Source organism: Thalassotalea euphylliae, from assembly GCF_042682785.1.
Taxonomy (GTDB): domain Bacteria; phylum Pseudomonadota; class Gammaproteobacteria; order Enterobacterales; family Alteromonadaceae; genus Thalassotalea_F; species Thalassotalea_F euphylliae.
Genome location: NZ_JBHUIB010000012.1, coordinates 338,843 through 359,758 on the forward strand (window position 1 = coordinate 338,843; position 20,916 = coordinate 359,758).

At 42.7% G+C, this 20,916-nt stretch carries 22 protein-coding genes; 19 read left to right on the plus strand and 3 right to left on the minus strand.

The window, feature by feature from the left end; genetic code table 11:
• The first annotated feature begins 13 nt into the window (after positions 1–13).
• Positions 14–769: a 23S rRNA (guanosine(2251)-2'-O)-methyltransferase RlmB gene (gene rlmB / locus ACFSJY_RS16005; RefSeq protein ID WP_386036520.1), complete on the plus strand. Its 756-nt coding sequence runs from the start codon at positions 14–16 to the stop codon at positions 767–769.
• Between the two features lie 82 nt (positions 770–851).
• Here rlmB and ACFSJY_RS16010 read toward each other — a convergent pair whose 3' ends face one another.
• Positions 852–2,690 (minus strand): methyl-accepting chemotaxis protein, encoded by a 1,839-nt coding sequence (locus tag ACFSJY_RS16010; protein ID WP_386036523.1) that lies wholly within the window; start codon positions 2,688–2,690, stop codon positions 852–854.
• A gap of 362 nt (positions 2,691–3,052) precedes the next feature.
• On the opposite strand from ACFSJY_RS16010, the gene ACFSJY_RS16015 reads away from it, so the two are divergent.
• Positions 3,053–4,336: a DUF945 family protein gene (locus ACFSJY_RS16015; RefSeq protein WP_386036526.1), complete on the plus strand. Its 1,284-nt coding sequence runs from the start codon at positions 3,053–3,055 to the stop codon at positions 4,334–4,336.
• Between the two features lie 93 nt (positions 4,337–4,429).
• On the opposite strand, the gene ACFSJY_RS16020 is transcribed toward ACFSJY_RS16015, so the two are convergent.
• Positions 4,430–5,008, minus strand: a complete 579-nt coding sequence (locus ACFSJY_RS16020) for a hypothetical protein (protein ID WP_386036529.1) — start codon at positions 5,006–5,008, stop codon at positions 4,430–4,432.
• A gap of 234 nt (positions 5,009–5,242) precedes the next feature.
• On the opposite strand from ACFSJY_RS16020, the gene rpsF reads away from it, so the two are divergent.
• The 5 genes from rpsF (at position 5,243) to ACFSJY_RS16045 (ending at position 8,633) form a co-directional block, all read left to right on the plus strand.
• On the plus strand, positions 5,243–5,635 hold the full coding sequence (rpsF, locus tag ACFSJY_RS16025; RefSeq protein WP_386036532.1) for a 30S ribosomal protein S6: 393 nt from the start codon (positions 5,243–5,245) through the stop codon (positions 5,633–5,635).
• A gap of 10 nt (positions 5,636–5,645) precedes the next feature.
• The gene (gene priB / locus ACFSJY_RS16030) at positions 5,646–5,954 is read left to right on the plus strand and encodes a primosomal replication protein N (protein WP_386036535.1); all 309 of its coding nucleotides are present in this window, start codon (positions 5,646–5,648) and stop codon (positions 5,952–5,954) included.
• Between the two features lie 10 nt (positions 5,955–5,964).
• Entirely contained in the window at positions 5,965–6,192 is a 228-nt protein-coding gene (gene rpsR, locus ACFSJY_RS16035) for a 30S ribosomal protein S18 (RefSeq protein ID WP_116001469.1), read from the plus strand.
• A 17-nt stretch (positions 6,193–6,209) separates the two neighbouring features.
• Positions 6,210–6,662 (plus strand): 50S ribosomal protein L9, encoded by a 453-nt coding sequence (gene rplI, locus ACFSJY_RS16040; protein WP_386036539.1) that lies wholly within the window; start codon positions 6,210–6,212, stop codon positions 6,660–6,662.
• Positions 6,663–6,806: 144 nt separating this feature from the next.
• On the plus strand, positions 6,807–8,633 hold the full coding sequence (locus ACFSJY_RS16045) for an EAL domain-containing protein (RefSeq protein ID WP_386036542.1): 1,827 nt from the start codon (positions 6,807–6,809) through the stop codon (positions 8,631–8,633).
• Here ACFSJY_RS16045 and ACFSJY_RS16050 read toward each other — a convergent pair.
• Positions 8,587–9,543, minus strand: coding sequence for a 1-aminocyclopropane-1-carboxylate deaminase/D-cysteine desulfhydrase (locus ACFSJY_RS16050; protein ID WP_386036545.1), 957 nt, complete (start codon positions 9,541–9,543; stop codon positions 8,587–8,589). The genes ACFSJY_RS16045 and ACFSJY_RS16050 overlap by 47 nt on opposite strands.
• A gap of 196 nt (positions 9,544–9,739) precedes the next feature.
• On the opposite strand from ACFSJY_RS16050, the gene pilM reads away from it, so the two are divergent.
• From pilM to ACFSJY_RS16110, 12 genes are all read left to right on the plus strand, one after another.
• Complete coding sequence (gene pilM / locus ACFSJY_RS16055) at positions 9,740–10,651, plus strand: type IV pilus biogenesis protein PilM (RefSeq protein ID WP_386036548.1); 912 nt, start codon at positions 9,740–9,742, stop codon at positions 10,649–10,651.
• Positions 10,644–11,255: a PilN domain-containing protein gene (locus tag ACFSJY_RS16060; protein WP_386036551.1), complete on the plus strand. Its 612-nt coding sequence runs from the start codon at positions 10,644–10,646 to the stop codon at positions 11,253–11,255. Before pilM ends, ACFSJY_RS16060 begins: the two co-directional genes overlap by 8 nt.
• The gene (locus ACFSJY_RS16065; protein ID WP_386036554.1) at positions 11,252–11,962 is read left to right on the plus strand and encodes a hypothetical protein; all 711 of its coding nucleotides are present in this window, start codon (positions 11,252–11,254) and stop codon (positions 11,960–11,962) included. The genes ACFSJY_RS16060 and ACFSJY_RS16065 overlap by 4 nt, the downstream gene beginning before the upstream one ends.
• A complete protein-coding gene (locus ACFSJY_RS16070; protein ID WP_386036557.1) occupies positions 11,955–12,287 on the plus strand; it encodes a hypothetical protein in 333 nt (110 codons plus the stop codon). The genes ACFSJY_RS16065 and ACFSJY_RS16070 overlap by 8 nt, the downstream gene beginning before the upstream one ends.
• A gap of 11 nt (positions 12,288–12,298) precedes the next feature.
• Entirely contained in the window at positions 12,299–13,963 is a 1,665-nt protein-coding gene (gene mshL, locus ACFSJY_RS16075) for a pilus (MSHA type) biogenesis protein MshL (protein WP_386036560.1), read from the plus strand.
• A 3-nt stretch (positions 13,964–13,966) separates the two neighbouring features.
• A complete protein-coding gene (locus ACFSJY_RS16080; protein WP_386036563.1) occupies positions 13,967–14,872 on the plus strand; it encodes an ExeA family protein in 906 nt (301 codons plus the stop codon).
• Positions 14,866–16,077 (plus strand): tetratricopeptide repeat protein, encoded by a 1,212-nt coding sequence (locus ACFSJY_RS16085; protein ID WP_386036566.1) that lies wholly within the window; start codon positions 14,866–14,868, stop codon positions 16,075–16,077. Before ACFSJY_RS16080 ends, ACFSJY_RS16085 begins: the two co-directional genes overlap by 7 nt.
• Before the next feature lie 2 nt (positions 16,078–16,079).
• A complete protein-coding gene (locus tag ACFSJY_RS16090; RefSeq protein WP_386036569.1) occupies positions 16,080–17,792 on the plus strand; it encodes a GspE/PulE family protein in 1,713 nt (570 codons plus the stop codon).
• A 10-nt stretch (positions 17,793–17,802) separates the two neighbouring features.
• A complete protein-coding gene (locus tag ACFSJY_RS16095) occupies positions 17,803–19,035 on the plus strand; it encodes a type II secretion system F family protein (RefSeq protein ID WP_386036572.1) in 1,233 nt (410 codons plus the stop codon).
• Entirely contained in the window at positions 19,035–19,514 is a 480-nt protein-coding gene (locus ACFSJY_RS16100) for a hypothetical protein (RefSeq protein ID WP_386036575.1), read from the plus strand. The genes ACFSJY_RS16095 and ACFSJY_RS16100 overlap by 1 nt, the downstream gene beginning before the upstream one ends.
• 109 nt (positions 19,515–19,623) lie before the next feature.
• Positions 19,624–20,223, plus strand: coding sequence for a type II secretion system protein (locus tag ACFSJY_RS16105; protein WP_386036578.1), 600 nt, complete (start codon positions 19,624–19,626; stop codon positions 20,221–20,223).
• Positions 20,224–20,257: 34 nt separating this feature from the next.
• Positions 20,258–20,761: a type II secretion system protein gene (locus ACFSJY_RS16110; protein ID WP_386036580.1), complete on the plus strand. Its 504-nt coding sequence runs from the start codon at positions 20,258–20,260 to the stop codon at positions 20,759–20,761.
• Positions 20,762–20,916 lie beyond the last annotated feature (155 nt).

Below are 20,916 nucleotides of genomic sequence, written 5' to 3' on the forward strand. Positions count from 1 at the left end.
TAAACACAAAGCTATGGCGAAAGAAGAAATTGTAATTGGTATTCACGCTGTTAATGAACTTATAAAACGTTCACCAGAGCGTTTCGTTGACATGTGGCTACTGAAAGGTCGAGATGACGAGCGACTGATGCCAATTATTAATTTAGCTAGAAAATATAAAATTCCAACACAGTTTGTGAATCGTAAAGTGCTGGACGACAAAAGTGATGGTGAGCAACACCAAGGTATCGTGGCACGTGTCAAACCAGGCAAAACTTACACCGAAAATGATATCGAAGATATTCTGTCGCAAGCCGAAGCTAAAGGACAAGACCCGTTTTTACTTATTTTAGATGGTGTCACTGACCCACACAATTTGGGGGCATGTTTACGTAATGCTGATGCCGCAGGAGTTCAGGCAATTATCGTACCTAAAGACAAAGCTGCGCGTATTACTGCAACAGTGCGAAAGGTTGCTGTAGGCGCTGCCGAAACGGTACCACTTGTGCAGGTAACTAACCTTGCACGAACCATGAAACAACTCCAACAGATGGGAGTTTGGATCATTGGTACGGCAGGCGAAACTGATACGTCCCTTTATGATGTGAAGTTAGATGGGCCAATGGCACTGGTTATGGGGGCAGAAGGTAAAGGTATGCGCCGACTTACCCGTGAACATTGTGATCAGTTAGTGAAATTGCCGATGGCGGGCAGTGTTTCCAGTTTAAATGTGTCGGTAGCAACAGGGATCTGCTTATTTGAAATTGTAAGGCAACGTCTAGCGAAGTAAGTGCTGCGATAATCCGTTCTTTAGACGCTTAGCAAAAATAAAAAGAGGTGTTTAACACCTCATTTTTATTGCGTGTAAGTTTTTATGCTCCAGTCATCTTATATGACAGGAGACCTACCGTTTTTTGGTTTGCTAGCGCACTACTTTCTAAACTCTTCTCTGACTCCGCAAGAAGAACGTCATTACCATCTTTGATGGTGACAACACTTTGTGCAATTTCTTTAATTGCTGCGCCTTGTTCTTTGACTGACTGAGAGATTTGGGCTGTCATATTATGGATGAGTTGTGCTTCAGAAATAATGCCATCTAGGGCTTGTGTTGCAGCACCAATTTGTACGAGATTTTCATTGCTACCAGCTTTACAAATATTCACTTTTTCAACGGCTAGCGATGAATAGGTTTGAAGTTCCGCAATAATGTCCGTGATATGTTCAGTAGACGTTTGTGTGCGACTTGCTAAATTCCTGACTTCGTCTGCAACAACGGAGAATCCTCTACCTTGCTCTCCCGCGCGAGCTGCTTCTATAGCTGCATTTAAAGCCAGCAAGTTGGTTTGTTCAGCGATACTGCTTATTTCGTCAATAAAACCATTTATTGCCTGACATTTAGTCGCGAGTAATTCCATATTTTCTGATGAAACGGCGAGGTCTTGCGCATTGGTATGTAAGAACTCATTAAGGTCTGTGACCTGTTTTTGGCTTTGTGTAGCTTGCTCTGTAATATTTCTGGCTGTTTCCTCAGTACTATTTGAGTGCTGTACTATTTCAACGGCCGAGCTTTCGAGTTGTATAGTAGCAGCAGATACTTGCTCACACTTTAATGATTGTTTTTCAATACTTGCTCGGGTTTGCTGGGCACTGCTTTCAACCGCTGCGCTAACTCCCCTTAAATCTTCAACCGCAATGTTTATTTTGTGTGTGAACTCAATGAAGTTATTAATTGAGTCAATGACTTGACCAAATTCATCATCAGTTTCTTTGAGTACTTGTTTTGAGAAGTCGCGCTGTTTAACAATAGCATCTATGTTTTCTACCGCACTTCGAATTGGGCTGATAATGATGTCAATAAGTTTGAAAATGAAAGTTGCTAAAGCACCTGAAATTAAGAGAAATATTGCACTTGAGGCCCAGAAGGCAATGGATTCTTGACGTTCAATAAACGCGACTGCTTCATTCGATGTAGTTGCAAGGCTTTGTTCTGCATTATGAATGGCATTGCGCATTTGGGCTTGAATACCCGTATTTGGCGTTAACCCTATTTGAATATCTATGTCTTGATAGGCTGACATGGCCTGTTGGTAATTGTTAATCAGGTTATCTGCTTCTATGATATGGGCGCTACTTTGACGTAATGTCTCTATGGCCTGGTCGACTAAAGAAAGGTATTTTTCTTCGCCTCTCAGCATATAGTCTTTTTCATGGCGTCTTAGGGTGAGGAGGTTAACTTGGTTCGTTAAGTCTTTATTGGCTTCAAAAATAGCTTCCAATTGGTGAGTTGCCGCTCTTAGCGCCCCATATTTACCAGAGTTCTTATCTAGCCCACGTATAGTCATTGCATTTGCAAGTGCATTAAATTGGGACTGATATTCTTCAAAATCAGCCATCAGTGAGCTGACCGGCATTTTGCCGCCAATTCTCGTGTTTAACTCTTTTAGTTGCGTCAATTGAGATGCAAGCGATGCGTAATTAGCTTGATGACGCTCTATGTATTTAGGGTCTTTGCGGAGGATAAAATCTTTTTCATTCCGACGAAGCTGCAGTGCAGTGATACCTACTTGCTGAAGGTTAATTTTGGCAAGCTTTAATTGCTTGGTTTTATGGTTGAAGTAGTTAGTCGAAACTAATAAGAACAAGAGGCCAGCAATAACTGCCATAAGTAAAATGAGAAGTTTCTTGCGTAAAGAAAGCGAGCGAGAGGGCATAAAGGAACTGTCCTTAGCTTTGTTGTTAATCCGCAGATAAAGCTAGAGCGACTGTAACAAAAATGCAATAAAACTTACTTGGTTTTCATTGTTCGTTTTGTTTCAAGATGTACAGTTTCTCCTTTATAACTCAGAAAAATTAGCGAGTTAGCAATATGTGATGACCAAGACATTTATTTCTTATCAATTAGACATAATGGTTATTTGCTTCACAAAATATAAGCAAGGTGTTGGTATTTTACGCAAGTGGTAAGCGCTCTTTTCAATTGCGGCTTAAATTTTTATCGAGTATGGTTAACTGTCGCTAAACGAAGACAAAGTATGTGTCTTTTATACGATGGAAGTTAACTAAGGAAAGCAAGATGAAAAAAGTAATCGCGTTGTCTGCGAGTGCTATTGCAGTAGCATCAGCATTTATCCTACCTAATTTTGTAGGTTCGGCTTATCAAAGCCAGCACCAAGAAACGATAGCATTATTGGGACAAAACCCAGCTATTTCTGTCAAAGACTATGAATTTAAACGTGAGTGGTTTAGCGCCACAACAAAGATAACGTTTGAAATTGACACTCAAATCCCTGAACAAGAACCTTTTCAGTTTATCGTCAACGAAGATATAACCTTTGGCCCTATCCACATCTCTTCGGAAGGTACGCATTTTTCGCTAGCCAAATCGATAGCGTCGTTTGATATTCCAGTTATTGCCGATGAAGAGACGGTCAACGTGTTAAATGAACATATCTCGCTGTCTTCGTCGTTATCCTGGTTGGGGAATCACAGTTCAAATATCGCAACACAAGCCTACCAGACTGAAATTGCTGGCAAGCAATTGGACATTCAACCTTCACACGGACATTTTGTTTTAAATGGCGATGAGTTAGAAGGTGACTTTACGTGGCAAGGTATGTCGTTAATGGGTGATTCTGGCCACGTTAAAATGGCCCCCGTTAACATGACTTTTGATCAAACCTTGATAGCTGGTGATTTGTATTCAGGTACGGCGCTAGCGACAGGGGATTTCATGATGCGTTTTGACGAGTTTTCGTTGTTAGATAATGAAAGTGGTGCACAAGTGGATGTCGCCGGTGTTCAAATATCAGGACATACTTCAGAAGATGATAACTTGTTGGGTGTTACGCTGAAATACCATGCCGATAGCATTGGCTCGATGGGACAACAAGTAACAGACGCAAACTTTGATATTGCTATTCGGAATTTAGATATCGACACGGTGATGGCGCTTAATGAGCTAAATAGAACATTACCTAGCGACCCGAATGACCCTGCTTTTGGGCAAGCAATGATGCAAGCCTTGCCAACAGCTATGAAGTTATTAGATTACAACCCAGAAATTATACTCGAGAACATCAGTGTGATGACCGATGCGGGTTTGGTGGCAACCGATGCAAAATTTAGTATCGACAAGCAACTTTTCGATCCAAGAAACCCGATGTCTATCGCAGCGGCTGCAAAAGTCAACGCTAAAGGCAGCGCTCCTGAGAGCTTCTTCGCACAATTTGGGTTAGCGCCAATGATTGATGGTTACGTCAATCAAGGTTTTATACAAAGAAACGACGGCGAATTAAGTTTTAACTTGGAAATGACCAACGGTCAGCTAAATGTTAACGGTAAACCTTTACCGTTGTAAAAGCCTCAACGCAGCGCTAGCTGTTAATATTTATGTTGAGCTGCATAAAAAGGAGGCATAGTAGCCTCCTTTTTTCTTCGCGCTTTCTTCACTTTATAGCGTATTAGCAAACTCAATCACCGTTTTCTCTAGTAATTTGGCTTGCTGGTTTAAGGCTTTCATTTTCTCTTCGTCTATCACGGGTAATGTAGCGTGAAGCGCTTTAATCTGTGCAGATTTTGCTTTTAGCTGAGCCTCCTCCTGTGCAACCGCAACTTTCAACTGTCTGCTCCATTTGGCAATGTCATCGAAACTGACACTTTTTTTATCAATCGGGATAGTATGTGCGGAAAAAGCTTCAGCATGGCTTTCGATTTCATCTGATAGCACTTCTATTTTGGCTAGCGTGTCAGTAAAAGCCGGCTGGTTGTAGTGCATAGATTGTTCAATATCATTCAAGCTTTTTTCTAAAGCACTCAGCTTTTTTTGTTGTGCTGGCGTTAAATCTGCTTTTGTAAACGTTTTACCATTGACATGGTAGCGAGTTTTAGCAGCATCTTTTGTGTTTTCGATGGTGATGCCGGAGCTTGTATCAATTGTTGTTAAAGCGGTGTTGTGGGCTGAAACAGCGCCAGCAAATAAGCCGGTTGCAATAATGCTAAATACGAATTTTTTGGTTGTCGTTAAAGCCATATTCTCTTCCTTTCTTTTTCATCGTTGTCTAATCATTAGGTAGAACTCACGATGGAAAAAGTTTGAATTGAATGAACATTTTTTGATTTTACGAAGCCCTCGTTAATTGTCTTGCCTTTATCGGTTAATTTCCCTACAATACGCGACCTTAAATCAGCCGCAAGTTTTTGTTCCTTGCCTCAATACTGGTGTTGGCTGAGCCAGATACGAGGCTACAACCGTAAGGAGCTCGTAATGCGTCATTACGAAATCGTTTTCATGGTTCACCCTGATCAGAGTGAACAAGTACCTGGTATGATCCAGCGTTACACTGACTTGATCACTGCAGCTAGCGGTCAGATCCACCGTCTTGAAGACTGGGGTCGTCGTCAACTAGCTTACCCAATCAACAAACTGCACAAAGCACACTACGTTCTTATGAACGTTGAAGCGCCTCAGTCAGTTATTGATGAACTAGAAACTTCTTTCCGTTACAACGATGTTGTTCTACGTAACATGATCATGCGCACAAAAGCTGCGGTAACTGAAGCATCACCTATGGCTGCTGCTAAAGATGACCGTCGCGAAGCTAAGAAAGAGGTTACTGAAGCTCCAGCTCCTAAAACTGAAGAAGCTGCTGCTGAATAATAAGTAATCTGTGATAGAAAATTGCCTAACGTTGATAGGGCATGTGGTGAAAACACCCAAACTATCAACAACACCTGCGGGTTTACATCATTGTCAGTTTTCCATTGAGCATCGCTCGATACAGACTGAAGATGGATTAAATCGGCAAGCATTCGTAAGAATGCAAGTGGTGGCAACGGGTGATTGGTCACGAAACTTAGCAAGTGAATTAACTGAGGGTGTGCAAATAAGCGTGAGCGGTTTTATTAACCGACACGAATCAAGAAACGGTAATCCGATACTTGTCTTGCATGCTCAACAGATTGAAATGATTAATTAGGAGAAATCCAATGTCACGTTTTTTTAGACGTCGTAAGTTCTGCCGCTTCTCAGCGGAAGGTGCTGCGCAAATCGATTACAAAGATATCGCAACACTTAAAAACTACATCACTGAAAGTGGTAAAATCGTACCTAGCCGTATCACTGGTACAAGCGCTAAATACCAACGCCAATTAGCTACAGCTATCAAGCGTGCTCGTTACTTAGCATTATTACCATACACAGATTTACACAAGTAACCTAAAGGGGCATTAAGATGGAAGTTATCCTTCTAGATAAAATCGCCAAGTTAGGCGGCCTTGGTGACAAGGTAACGGTTAAGTCTGGTTACGCACGTAACTACTTATTACCACAAGGTAAAGCTGTATTCGCATCAAAAGCTAACGTTGAGCACTTTGAAGCTCGTCGTGCTGACTTAGAAAAGCAATTAGCAGAAGCATTAGCTGCTGCTGAAGCTCGCGCTGCTAAAGTAACTGAGCTTGCTGAAGTGACTATCGCTTCAAAAGCTGGTGACGAAGGTAAGCTTTTCGGTTCAATCGGCACTAAAGACATTGCTGATGCAATCACTGAAGCAGGTGTTGAAGTAGTTAAAGCTGAAGTTCGTTTGCCTCACGGTTCAATCCGTGAAACTGGCGAATTCGACATCGCTTTACACTTACACACTGATGTTGATGTAAACATCAAAGTTGTTGTTATCGCTGAAGCGTAATTAATAACTTCTGCGTGAAAAACACCATGGGCCTTTGGTTCATGGTGTTTTTTTATGTATGGAAAAAGTGTTTTGGTGATTGCAATAATACTGATTTCCTAGCTATAAATAGATAATTAACTAAGGCGGACACAGGTAAGTGATGTGCCACAAATTTTCAAGAAAACGCTCAAAGCAGTTATAAAGCGATTCGATATAGGCGCATTGTCGCTGTATCTCGCGTGTGTGTGTTTAATGGTTGGAAATTTTTGGTTGAATCAAAATCATGCGGCAACGCAAATCAATCAGCAACACTCTCAATGGTATCCACCTAATATCGTCAGTGTCAGTGATCGCCACACTGGTGCCATACTTTACCAAGAAAAAAGTAGCCGTTTTGTTATATTAAGAGAAGTATCCGGCGAAACGTATTCCCTTATTTTTGTACACCCCGTCTCTCAGCTTCTGACCTCTTGGGTGTTTATCGCCTTTAACTTTATTTATGCGTTGTGTATTTTGTTTATTCGCTTTAGTTTGATGAGGGCGCTAGACAGCTCATTTCAGCCAATTCGTGTACTTGAAAACTGGGCGTCGCTGTCGAAAATTCACGGAAAATACCAGCCTATTAGTGCTAAAGAGCCGATCAGTGAATCCATCGCTTCACTCATGCAGTCGCTGCAAGAGACAAAGCTTAATCAGGGTGAAGAGGAGTTAAAAATCCGCGAACGCGTATTACTTGACCCTGAAACAGGGGTGGGCAATCGAGAGTTCTTCACTAATCGCCTTGATGCACTGCTAAAAGAAGAGGATGCTCGCGGTGCTGTTTTTCTTATCTGTTTTAAAGACTACGATGTAGTACAGCACATTCACGGTGGTCAGTTTGCGGTAGAGTTGATTGATACGGCAATTAAGCTCATCAACAAACGATTACAAGGGTATAGTAATTTTTTCATTGCGCGCCCTAATGAGGCTGAAATAGCACTTCTTTTGCCTGGTCTCTACGTCGATGAGACAGAAAAGCTAGCGCGCAAACTACTCAGTAGTTTGGTCTCCGTTCAAGTGCCGGTAGGGCTTAATCAAGAAGAATGTTTACATGCAGGGGTAGTGTGCTTTGCGGGAGAAAGCCAAGCATACAAAATTTTAGCGGAAGCTGATATGGCACTTCGTAATGCACAGCTACAGGGGCCAAGTGGTTGGTTTATGTACGATAGTGGTGAGGTGGCACAAGAGACTGCCAAGGGATCGCTTAAGTGGCGCACCTTCCTTGAAAATGCCATTCAGAAAAATAGCTTTGTTATATTCTTTCAACCAGTTATCGCCAGTCAAAGTGACTATATTCTGCATCATGAAGTACTTTCCAAAGTGCGCGATGGCCAAGGTAAACTAATCAGTGCCCGTGTCTTTTTGCCAATGGCGCAAAAGTGTGGCTTAAGTGCCAAAATTGATTTGCTCGTACTTGAGCAAGTATGTCGGTTGCTAAAATATGAACACAAAACCAGTGATGCATGCAGCCTTAATTTATCTATAGACTCCTTACTGGATGAAAGCTTTATTGAAGCCATGTTTGCGCGCCTTGCATTAGTGCCTGATATTGCAAAACGATTGATTGTAGAAATCAGTGAATACCATTTGGCAACCCAGTTAACTCACTTGAAACCGGTTTTGCAGTTATTTGATGAACTTGGCGTTAAGGTATTAGCCGACAAGGTTGGCCAGTATATCGTGAGTACCGACTACATTACTGAGTGTCCCGTGAGTTATATAAAATTGCATCGCAGTATTGTTTATCAAGTTCATGACAAAATTGAAAACCAAGTGTTTATTCAAAGCCTAAAAGCGCGATGTGCCCAACACAATGTCAAGATTTATGCGCTGGGTGTTGAAAGTAAAGAGGAATGGAAAACACTGGTACATTTGGGAGTGACAGGGGGGCAAGGCCACTTCTTTACGGAACCTGTGGCGCAGATGGCAAATGCGATTGTATCGCCGTGATGTAAGCGTCACTTAGCCGATTTCGTTCCAGTAAGCCTCCAACACCTTGAAGCCCACCAGTATGCAACAAAACAGTGGTACTGCCAGCCTCTATAAAGCCTTGCTTCACTCTGTCTAAAAACGCGAGTAGCATTTTTCCAGAATAAACCGGTTCAAAAGGGATGCGGGTATCTCTTACAAATTCGGTAAGCGTTTGCAAAGAAAGTTGGTCGAACTTTGCATACCCTCCACCATGATACTGTGTGTGCAATTGCCAATTGTTGAAGAGCTTGTTGTCCAGCAAGTTCATTATTTCTGTGGTTAAGTATTCTGCCTGTTTGAGCACGGCTATGCCGTGAATGTGATGATGTTCGTTGTCAGCTTTAATGATACCTGCCAATGTGCCGCCACTCCCTACAGGCAGATACATGGCATCAAAGTCGGCTTGTGCGTTAAGTTCTGTCATCACATCGCCAACACCTACTAATGCAAGCGTGTTACTTCCTCCCTCAGGTACAATATGATAACCAGGGTGTTGCTTTAGCAATTCATCGATGTAGTCGCTGTCTTGCCGCCTTCTGTAGGTATTTCTGTCGACGAAAATCAATTCCATCCCCCAATGAGCAGCCCATCGCAAGGTATAGTTGTTTTGATAGTGAGGTTCACCTCTGATAATCGCTTTTGATGACAAACCTTCTTGTTTACAAGCGTAGGCAAGTGCATGAATATGATTTGAGTACGCGCCACCAAAACTCATGACGCCTTTATTTCCAACCTTTTTAGCCTCGATTATGTTTGCTTTGAGTTTTCGCCATTTATTGCCTGAAATAATGGGATGAATCAGATCATCTCGTTTTACTAAGACATTAATGTTGTGCTTTCTAAATAGCGGATGTTCTATTTCTTGTAGAGGAGATGGAATGGTAGGCATGAGGGAGTGTTGCTTGTGTTTTGGTCTTTACTATAACAATTTCCGTGCATTGTAATAAATAATCCAATGCACGCAGAAACGTCAAAATAGTTGCTAAAGCTTGTTTTTATTACTGAAAAACTTGCCTATGCTTGTGATTAGGGGATAATGAACAATGCATACAGTTGTAAGTTCGTTAGACTGAAAGAAAAATTGAATGTCGATAAAAACTAAAATAACTCAATTATTTGCTAAAGCTGAATCAGGCCACCATATTGGACTTGCTTTTCGACAAGATGCGCTAGCCTATTGTCTGTTATCAACGGATGGTTCGGTTGAGCATCAGCAAATACCTATCACAGACAACGAACAAGAACCTGCAATTAAGCAGTTAGTTTCACAAGATAACCTGTCATCTCAAGGCCATGTTGTATTGGCGCCCACGCAATATCAAATCGTGCAAGTGGATAAACCAAACGTACCCGAGGAAGAAGTACTTGGTGCGTTGAAGTGGCAAATTAAAGAATTAGTGACCTATCCGCCAGAAGATATGGTGCTTGACTACTTTACAGGCCCAACATTAGCGGGTGGTGCGGAAAAAGTTAACGTAGTATGCGCCTCTAAGGATAACCTGAAATCGATGGTACAGCTGTTTGAAGACAGTGACATCACGCTAAAAACAATCACAACAGAAGAATTTGCTTTTGCGAGTTTAGTGCCTTTCCAAGAGCATGCAGTATTGTTGCTGTGCCAACAACCGAACGAAGAAATCATTATTCTCATCGTCAAAATGGGGCGTATTTACTTTCATCGTCGCCTACGTGGCTATGCACAAATTGCCACTAAAACCATTGAGGAACTATCGTTTGGTGCAATCGATTCATTGAGCTTGGAAATTCAGCGCTCGTCTGACTATTTCGAACGTCAATTAAAACAAGCGCCTATTAAAGAGATTCAACTTATATTGCCAATAAAGAATGAGCAATTTATCGCGACTAAGTTAGCAGAAAATACCAATACACCTGTCGGTGTGTATCCGTTTGATGTTTTACACCAGGACAAAGCAATGTTTGGTGCGGCGATAGGTGCAACACAAGTCGATAAATTGGAGGTTGCCACTCATGATTAAACCTTCTATCAATTTATTGCAGCCAGAGCTGTTACCCGAGAAAAAAATAGTCACACTTAAAAATGTTGTGACTGTTTGGGTTGTTGCGCTGGTGATGATGAGCGTGCTTGCTGGTGTGACAGCTATGCGCAAAGACACAGTTGTTGCGCAAGTAGATGCGCTTAGTGACAAAAACGAAGAGCTTGAAAATGAATTGTCACTGCTAAAAGAAAAATTAGAGAACCATAAGCCTGATGCGGGTTTACTATTAGAACTCGACACGTTGAAGTCTATCATTCAAAACAAACGTGGCTTGTATAAACACCTTACCAATACTGACCATACCTATATCGCTGGATTTGGTGATGCAATGGGGGAGCTGTCGTCTTTACATAGCAATGACATTAGCCTTGAACACATTGTGTTAAATCAAGACCAGTACACCTTTTCTGGGATGGCGCGTAACCCTGAAGCTGTGCCTAACTGGCTAGCAAACTTTGAACGTTCTACCGTCCTATCTGGCAGATTATTTGAGCAGTTCAAGTTAGCTGAAAGTGATAACAACTTAATTTCATTTACGGTTAGCTCATTGGGCGACAATAATGAAAAGGAGGCGAGTGAATGAGTACGTTTGAAACTTATTCATCCAAGTTTGACGCCTTAACACCGAGAGAGCAGTACATTGTTTTTGGTGCTGGGTTGTTTGTCATTTTATACCTCCTATTCACGCTGTTTGTTGAGCCTGATATGGCGACAATTAGCGAGCAAAAGCGGCGTGTTGTGTCGCTAGAGCAATCTAATCAAACCGCGACAACTTCGATAGCATTGTTCAAAGAGACGTTAAAGGAAGATCCTAATCAGAAGGTGGAACGTGATATCAGTCGCGTTAAGTCGCAGCTAGAGAAGGTAGACCAAGAGCTTTTGACACTCACCTCGGACTTAATGACGCCTATTCAAATGCGTAACGCCTTAGTTGAGTTGTTGGCGTTGGACCGCGGTGTGTCATTAACGGCATTTGAAGTGCTTCCGCCGAAGCCATTGTTCCAAGGACAAGCGTCGAAAAATACTGAAGCTGATGAAGAAGTGAACGAAGAGCAGATGGCTGCGGTAACGCCGGCAAGTTCACCTGAAATTGGCTTATATCAGCACAGAATTACCATCACATTGAAAGGGCGTTATGACGCGCTCCAGCGTTATTTAAAAAATTTAGAGTCGCTAGAGTGGAAATTCTTTTGGCAGAACTTTGAATTAAAAGTGGTTGAATATCCAAACAACGAAGTCACAGTTACGCTTTATAGCTTAAGTACAAAACGGGAGTTTATTGGTGTTTAGCAAACAGATAATTGGTTTGTTCGCCCTTGTTTTGACAACAAATGCGTTGGCGTTTGTTGATCCAACGCGCCCGCTAACAGGTGGGCAGTTGGTGGAAAGTGCAGGCAGTGTTCAGCCACAAGATGAATTGGTGTTACAGTCTATTTTAAAAACAAGCAGAGAGGGTTCGCTTAAAGCAATTATCAGCGGGCAGCTTGTTGAAAAGGGAATGACTGTTCTTGGTTATCGCGTCGTTGATATTGAAGGGAAACGGGTGACGTTACAATCAGCAGAAAATACAAGAGAATTAAGCTTGTTTGCTGATTCGGTTGTGAAATACAAATAAAAGAAATCGATATGAAAAAAACTCAGTTAAGTCTCTTTGTTGCCAGTGTTATGGTTGTCTTAGCCGGTTGTGCAAGTCAGCCTCCTCAGCCAACGTTTGTTGCAGAAGAATTAGATAGTGCTATCGATGCCTCACAACCTAAAAAGGCGAAGAAGCCGCTAACAGAGCTGCCATCTTCCGTTCAACAAGAGTTGATGTCTCAAACAATGGTGGGTGCTCAAGAAGCAATGCTATCAGAAAAGCGCCTAGATATTGCAGCAGTCGACGTTGATGCAAAAGCATTTTTCTCTGCACTTGTTGAAGACTCAGAGTACAGTGCAGCCGTGCACCCAGATGTTGCTGGCAGTATCACGCTTAATTTGAAAGATGTTACCGTTGATGAAGCACTGAGTGTGCTAGAGGATCTATACGGTTTTGATATTAAACGTCATGGCAAGGTATTTCAGGTATACCCGTCAGGAATGCGCACTGAAACAATTCCTCTTAACTATCTGTTTGTTAAGCGCTACGGTACGTCAAGCACCAGTATAAATTCTGGTGGCGTATCTGAAAACGACCCGAATAGCAGCAATAACAACAATAATAACAACAATAATTTCAGCAATAACAACAGTAACAACAATAGCAATAACAATAATAACAATAATAGCGACTCGACAAGTGGCATTAACTTGTATACCGAAAATGAATCAGATTTTTGGAAGGAGCTCAAAGAAACGCTTGAATCACTAGTTGGCACTGATGATGGTCGTTCTGTAATTGTCTCTCCACAGGCAGGTCTTGTTACCCTGCGTGCGTATCCGAATGAAATTAAGTCGGTCAAGAAATTTATCAATGACACCCAAGCCCATTTGCGCAGACAGGTAATTATTGAAGCAAAAATCTTAGAAGTCACATTGAATGATGATTACCAGCAAGGTATTCGTTGGGATAATGTACTTGGCCATATTGAGAGTACTGATATTTCGTTCTCTACAACAGGCAACATCATTGGTAACACGATTTCGTCAGCGCTTGGTGGTACTACATCCATTGGCTTTAAAAATGACGACTTTGCTGGCGTTATAGAGTTACTTCAAACTCAGGGTAACGTGCAAACTTTGTCTAGCCCGCGTATCACTGCTACCAATAACCAAAAAGCGGTTATTAAAGTTGGTGAAGATGAATACTTTGTTACCGACGTCTCGAGTACCACGACTACAGGTACATCGACTACTGTGACTCCGGAAATAGATTTAACACCATTCTTTTCTGGTATAGCGCTAGACGTGACGCCGCAAATTGATGAAAGCGGTGAAGTGATACTTCACGTCCATCCATCTGTTACGACTACCGATGAACAGTTGAAAACAGTGACGCTTGCTCAGGACGATATCATCCTGCCATTAGCGCAAAGCAGTGTTAGGGAGTCTGACACCATTATTCGCGCCCAATCTGGCGAAATTGTGGTGATTGGTGGCTTGATTGAGACAACAAAAGTTGATCTAGAATCGAAAACGCCACTCTTAGGTGATATCCCAATCGTAGGTGAATTGTTTAAGAGCAAGTCACAGACAACGCAGAAGAAAGAGTTGGTGATATTATTGAAACCAATCGTTATCGGGCAAGATACTTGGAACGACCAACTTCAAGAAGCCCGTGCGTTATTGAAAAAGTGGTTTCCTGAAAATCAGTAAGTTATGTACTTATACCACTTTGGTTTAAGAGAGTTACCTTTTACTCTGACGCCAAACACCAGCTTCTATCTGGGACTAAAGCCTCATGACGAGGCTTTAGCAGTCTTATTAACGGCGCTAAAAACCGGAGAAGGATTTCTTAAAGTTATTGGTGAAGTTGGTACCGGTAAAACCCTGTTGTGTCGCAAGGTATTGAATGAAATCCCCGAGCACTTTGTCACGGCATATATTCCCAATCCTTACCTGAACCCTGATGAGCTCAGAAGGTCGGTTGCTGTTGAGCTGGGTGTCAAACAAGCACAGCGAATGTCGGCGCAATTACTGACACAACGAATTCAAACGCGACTGTTGGAATTACATAGTCAAGGGCATTCAGTGGTGCTTATTGTCGACGAAGCGCAAGCATTACCCGCAGAAAGCCTAGAGGCGTTGCGATTATTTACCAACTTAGAAACAGAGAGTCGTAAACTGTTGCAAGTCGTGATGTTTGCTCAGCCTGAACTCAATGACCGACTCGCAGAGGATAACTTCAGGCAGCTGAGGCAACGCATCACGTTTTCCTATCAATTGAGGCCCATGACAAGCAGCGAGGTGGAAAGTTATATAAACCATCGTTTGTCAGTGGCGGGCTATAAGGGCGCAGCATTATTCCCTACTCAGATTTGCAAACAATTAACGAAAGCGAGCAAAGGCATTCCTCGTTTAGTTAACGTGATTTGCCACAAAATGTTGATGCTAGGTTACGGTGAAGGGCAATATCAGTTGACCGAAAAACACTTAAAAATGGCGGTTAATGATACTGAAGATACCGTGAAGTTTTCTCGTTTTAACGTTAAGTGGGCATTTGTAGCACTCGGCACCGTGCTTTTAGGTTTGGGCACGGGCGCGATATTAGGAGGTATATGGTGAGTGTTATCAATCAAATGCTCAAAGACTTAGATAAGCGTAATCAGGATCCAAATGATTCCGGACATATGCCCAATGTTGTGATAACAACCGACAGTAGTGCAAAGTCGCCGTTGGTTATCGCGCTAGTGTCTATTGCTATTACGTTAGCGATAGTCGCTGTGATTTGGTTATATACTGAAAACCAATCACTGAAGCAGCAAAAGCGTCCGGTTGCCGAACTAACGAATCAAGTCGCTTCAACACAAGTTGAGCCGACAATATCGGTTAAGAAAATGCCCGTTGAAGAACGACAGGCAGTGCAACTTCAAGCTCCTAAGTCAACGCCTGCTGTTGAAGAGTCCAACAAGGTAAGCATGTCAGACGGTGATGCGACTGCAGCACAAGCTGAAGAACCAACAAAAGAAGCCGAACAAAACGTAGAGGAAAATACCTTAGCAGCGCCGGCCAAGCGAAATATTGAAAACGAGACGAAAAAGTTAATGTCTTCTAGCATTGAGCTACAGGAACCAAAAGCGCAAGCTGAACCGGAAATATCGGTCGAAACAAAGCAAGCGAGTATATCTGTTGAGCAGGCACAGACAGCTCTCGATACTCCTAAGCAGAATTCATCGCTAGCCATTGCAAGAAAGCAACTCACCTCAAGCGAACTTGCAGAAAAGAAAATGCGAGAAGCCGAAAAAGCATTGTTAGATGAAAAAGGCACAAAGGCGGAAGAACTACTTCAAGATGTGCTCATTCTGACGCCTGACAATAAGAGTGCGCGTAAGCAGCTAGCAGCGATTTGGCTCGCAAAAGATGCAATAGGCCCTGCAATCAACTTGATTAATCAAGGGATTGCGATATCTCCTGCAGAGCCAGATTTCAGATTGTTTAAAGGCAATGTATTGATACAGCAAGGACAATTTGCACAGGCATATCAAACGCTGCTTCCGTTAAAGGACACGTTGCGCATCGATTACCAAACATTACTTGCAACGGCCGCTCAACAAATTAAAGAACATAGTGTTGCAGCAAAAGCATACGAACAGTTACTGGTACTTCAGCCCACACAAGCGCGCTGGTATTTAGGACTAGCGATTGCACTTGATAGCAGCAGTCAATTCGAACTGGCTGCTGATGCATATCAAAATGCTATTAACCTCGGCACACTTTCACCAGAGAGTCGAAAGTTTGCTGAGCAACGAATGATCGAATTAGGAGACTAGTCATGCCAGCCCCTAAATTAAAAATGCGCCTAGGTGATTTGCTCGTTCATGAGCACATCATCTCAGAAGAACAGCTTATGCAGGCGCTTGGCAGTCAGAAAAACTCTGGTCGAAAACTAGGCGACGTGCTGATTGAGTTAGGTTATATCAGTGAGCGACAGCTTCTAGAGTTTCTCGCGCAACAACTTGATGTGCCGTTCATGGATATCAGCCAGCTGCGTGTCCCAGGCGAAGTTGCTAGCTTGTTACCTGAAGTTCATGCAAGGCGACTTCGCGCTTTAGTTATGGAAGACAGAGGCGATAGTGTGCTTATCGGCATGAGTGATCCCGCTGATTTGAGCGGCCTTGATCAACTTGAACAGATGCTCAGCCCCAAACGTATCGAGATAGCCGTTGTGATGGAGTCACAGCTGTTTGAAGCTTTCGATAGTTTATATCGTCGTACTGCTGAAATAGAATCATTCGCGAGTCAGCTAGAGCAAGAATACGAAGAAACGTCTGATTTTGATATTTCGTCGAACTTTGATGATGGCGGTGATGCTACCGTTGGCAAATTATTGCAATCGGTCTTTGAAGATGCGGTACAAATGCGCGCCTCAGATATACATATTGAACCCGACGAAAAACAACTTCGCATTCGTCAGCGTATTGACGGTGTTCTTCAAGAAAACATTTTAAATGAAAATAAGATAGCCGCCGCATTAGTGCTTCGTTTAAAGCTCATGGCTGGCTTAGATATTTCGGAAAAACGTCTACCGCAAGATGGCCGCTTTAATCTTCAAATTAAAGGGCACAGTGTTGATGTTCGTATGTCGACGATGCCTGTGCAATACGGTGAGTCGGTCGTAATGCGTTTGCTAGATCAGTCTGCAGGCCTATTATCGTTGGACGAAACCGGTATGCCGCCAAATTTGGTTTCGCGGTTGCGTCATCAAATAACACGTCCTCACGGCATGGTATTGGTTACTGGGCCAACAGGTAGCGGTAAAACAACAACACTTTACGCTGCTCTCAGTGAGCTCAATCAGTCTTCTAAAAAAATCATTACCGCGGAAGACCCGGTGGAATATCGCCTCCCTCGTATCAATCAGGTGCAGGTAAACAGTAAAATAGAACTAACCTTTTCTAGCGTATTAAGAACAGCACTTCGTCAAGATCCTGATATCATCATGGTAGGTGAGATGCGTGATCACGAAACCGTTGAAATTGGTTTGCGAGGTGCATTAACCGGTCACTTGGTATTGTCTACACTCCATACAAATGACGCGATTACTAGTGCGCTTCGTCTTATCGACATGGGCGCTGCTGGGTTCTTGGTCGGAAGCTCATTGCGAGCAGTAATCGCGCAGCGTCTTGTGCGACGAGTGTGCGAGAACTGTACTGTCGATTACACACCTGACGCCCAAGAAACCATGTGGCTGAATAACCTTACTGGTGAGGACGCATCTCAACTTTCATTTAAGCAGGGCAAAGGTTGCCAATCGTGCTCATATACCGGCTACAAGGGCCGTATTGGTGTATTTGAGTTACTTGAAATGAACGAGCCTATGATGGCGGCATTGAAACGAGAAGATACTGAAGCGTTTACAGAACAGGCCAAGAGGCACCCAACCTTTAAACCGTTGGCACACGCGGCGTATGACTATGCGAAAACCGGTGTTACCACTGTAGAAGAAGTGCTAAGGTTGGTAGAGACAGTTGATGTGGCGGGTTAATTAAAGCAGCATGGCAGTTTTTACCTACATAGGCCGAAAAGCAAGCGGCGAGCAAGTCAAGGGAAGCATAGAAGCAACCAGCACCAGCGCTGTAGCTGAACAGCTTTCTCGACAAAGCATCATTCCCATTACCATTGAGCAAGGCAAGGAAGCGATAGAAAGCGGCGGTGATGTAGATATAGCCGAGTTGCTAGGACTAGAAAAAGTCTCGCTTGATGACATTATTGTATTGTGTCGCCAAATGCATGCATTAATGCGCTCGGGTGTTCCTATTCTGCGTTCTATCAATGGTCTAGCAGAATCAACAACGTCGAAAAAGCTTAAGAAAGTGCTGACAGAAGTCGCTAGCCAACTCGAAGGTGGTTACGCGTTGTCATCGGCACTGAACCAACACCCAGATGTATTTTCCTCGTTGTTTATCTCGATTGTTCATGTCGGAGAAAACACCGGCCAGCTAGATGGTGCGTTTTTAAAACTTGCTAGTTACTTTGAGCGTGAACAAGAAACGCGTAAGCGCATCAAATCGGCTATGCGTTACCCAAGCTTTGTTATCACAGCAATCGTTGTCGCTATTGTTATTCTTAATATTTTTGTTATTCCGACCTTTGCTGACATGTTTTCACGACTGGGGGCTGATTTACCATTAGCAACGCGAATATTGATCAACAGTTCAGAGTTTTTCTTGACCTATTGGCCACACATGTTGGTCGCCACAATTGGCGTGTTTTTCGGTTTACGACAGTATTTACGCACTGAGACTGGTAAATTTCGATGGGATAAACGAAAGCTCAAACTCCCCATTGTGGGCAGTATTATAGAGCGCTCTATCTTATCTCGTTTCACGCATAGCTTTGCTATTGTGCTAAAAGCAGGCGTCCCGATGACATCGGGATTGACGCTAGTGTCTGATGCGGTTGATAACGACTTTATGAAAGATAAAATTTTGAAAATGCGTCAAGGTATCGAAAGTGGTGAGAGCTTATTGCGTACCGCTATTTCTAGCCAACTTTTTACCCCGCTCGTCCTCCAAATGGTGGCGGTTGGTGAAGAAACCGGACGTGTGGACGAACTGCTTGAAGAAGTAGGTGACTACTATGAACGTGAAGTTGACTATGATTTAAGTACATTAACCGCACGTATTGAACCTATATTATTGGTGATTGTTGCGGCAATGGTGCTTGTTTTGGCACTAGGCATATTTACGCCAATGTGGGATATGGCGTCTGCTTTCCAAGGTGGCTAATGTCTCGACAAGAAATCATTGCAAGTAAAGAAAAGTCAAAAGCAGAGCTCATGATGATTGTTGCGCTAATTGCTATCATGATGGCAGTGTTTTTAGAGTACTTTTTCAGACAAGAAGAAACGCTAACGGGCACTGGCTTTTCAGCGCTGAAAGGGCGTTTCGTTAGTGAGGTGCAAGTCATCCATGGTCAATGGCTGATGGATGGAGAACCTGCGTTAGTGAAGCAGAAGAATGCTGCAGGCCAGCTCACTCAGATTAGGGTAAACAAACAAGGTTGGGTGGACTCCACCTCAGATAACCAGCGATGTCATGATATTTGGATACAGGTGATTGGTTCTCAGCCTGAACTGCTGAAGAAACCGGTCAGTGTTATCGAAATTTTAAGGCAGGGCAGTGAACAAGAATTTTTGTGTCGCTATGCGATTAGTAAAACACAATTTTTCGAATATTCACCAAAAACTGGAAAAATATCTTTGTAACTGCTTTGTTATTTATATATAAAACGTTGTAATCTTAGGCTTAAAATCAGTGACTTGTCTCATCAGGCGCTGATAGAATGAGCTATCAAGTTAAGTAAAAGGTGTGCACATGAAAAAGCAAACAGGCTTTACGTTAATTGAACTGGTCATCGTTGTGGTGATTTTAGGTTTCCTTGCCGTGACCGCAATCCCAAAATTTTTAGATTTAACTGACCAAGCACAAGAAGCAAATATTGAAGGTATGGCAGGTGGTTTTGCCACTGCGGTATCTCTAGTGCGCGCCCAATGGGAAGCGGAAGGCAGACCTCAAAACGCTGGCGGTGACAACGCAGTTATCTATGATGGACAAGAAATTATCCTGACAGAAGAAGCTGCTACTGTACGCCCAGGCTATCCTTATAGTGTTGGTGGTACTGGTAATCCTGTAGGTGGAGTGATGAATACGACACGTTGTGAAGAAGTGTGGCAAAACATTTTCAGTCAACCGCCTCAAACAGCAATCACTGTGGGGGCACTAAACGCAGACACCTCTACACAATACCTAGTGGATATTGTTAACGGTGACACGATTTGCGCATACTACTTGAAAGAAACGCTAACCAGAGACGCTAATGGCGATTTTCAAGATCCGGGCGGTTTAACAACGGTAGGTAACTTATTCACATACGACCCGAAAAATAGTTCAGTGGTTGTGTACGTTAATAACTAATAATCAATGATTAATAAGTAAAGAGAGTCGTATTATGAAAAAATTAAACAGTCAGAAAGGTTTTACCCTTATCGAGCTTGTGGTTGTTATAGTTATTCTAGGTATCTTAGCAGCAACCGCAGCACCTAAATTTATCGATCTACAAGATGACGCCAATACAGCTGTTCTTGAAGGGGTTAAAGCCGCAATGCAAAGCTCTTCAACTCTTGTATATAGTAAGTCGCTAATAGCTGGTAACAATGAATCAGACACTGCAGGCGAAGATGTAACAACGAATGTAGGTGATATTGACATTTCACTTGGTTACCCTGATGCAACAGAAGCGAACTGGGTTGCACTTTTAGACTTGGATATGTCTAATTCTGACACTGATACAGAGTTTACTTATCACGTTGGTACAGGTACTTTTACGGTTTATCCTCAGGGTAAAGAGCCATCGTCAGGACAAGCTATTACAGATGCTTGTTCTGTAACCTATAGCGATATCGATGGTGGAAGTGCAGGCGATACGCCAGATATTGAAGTCGTAGATTGCTAAGCGTCATGTTGGATTAAGAAAGAGGGCTTAGGCCCTCTTTTTTTGCATTAAAAATGCAAACAATATTTGCTAACCCACTCTCCAAGCTCATTATTTTGGATATTGTTATAAATCACGTATACTGAAGTTTACTGGGCCATGATGTTTAGGTAACG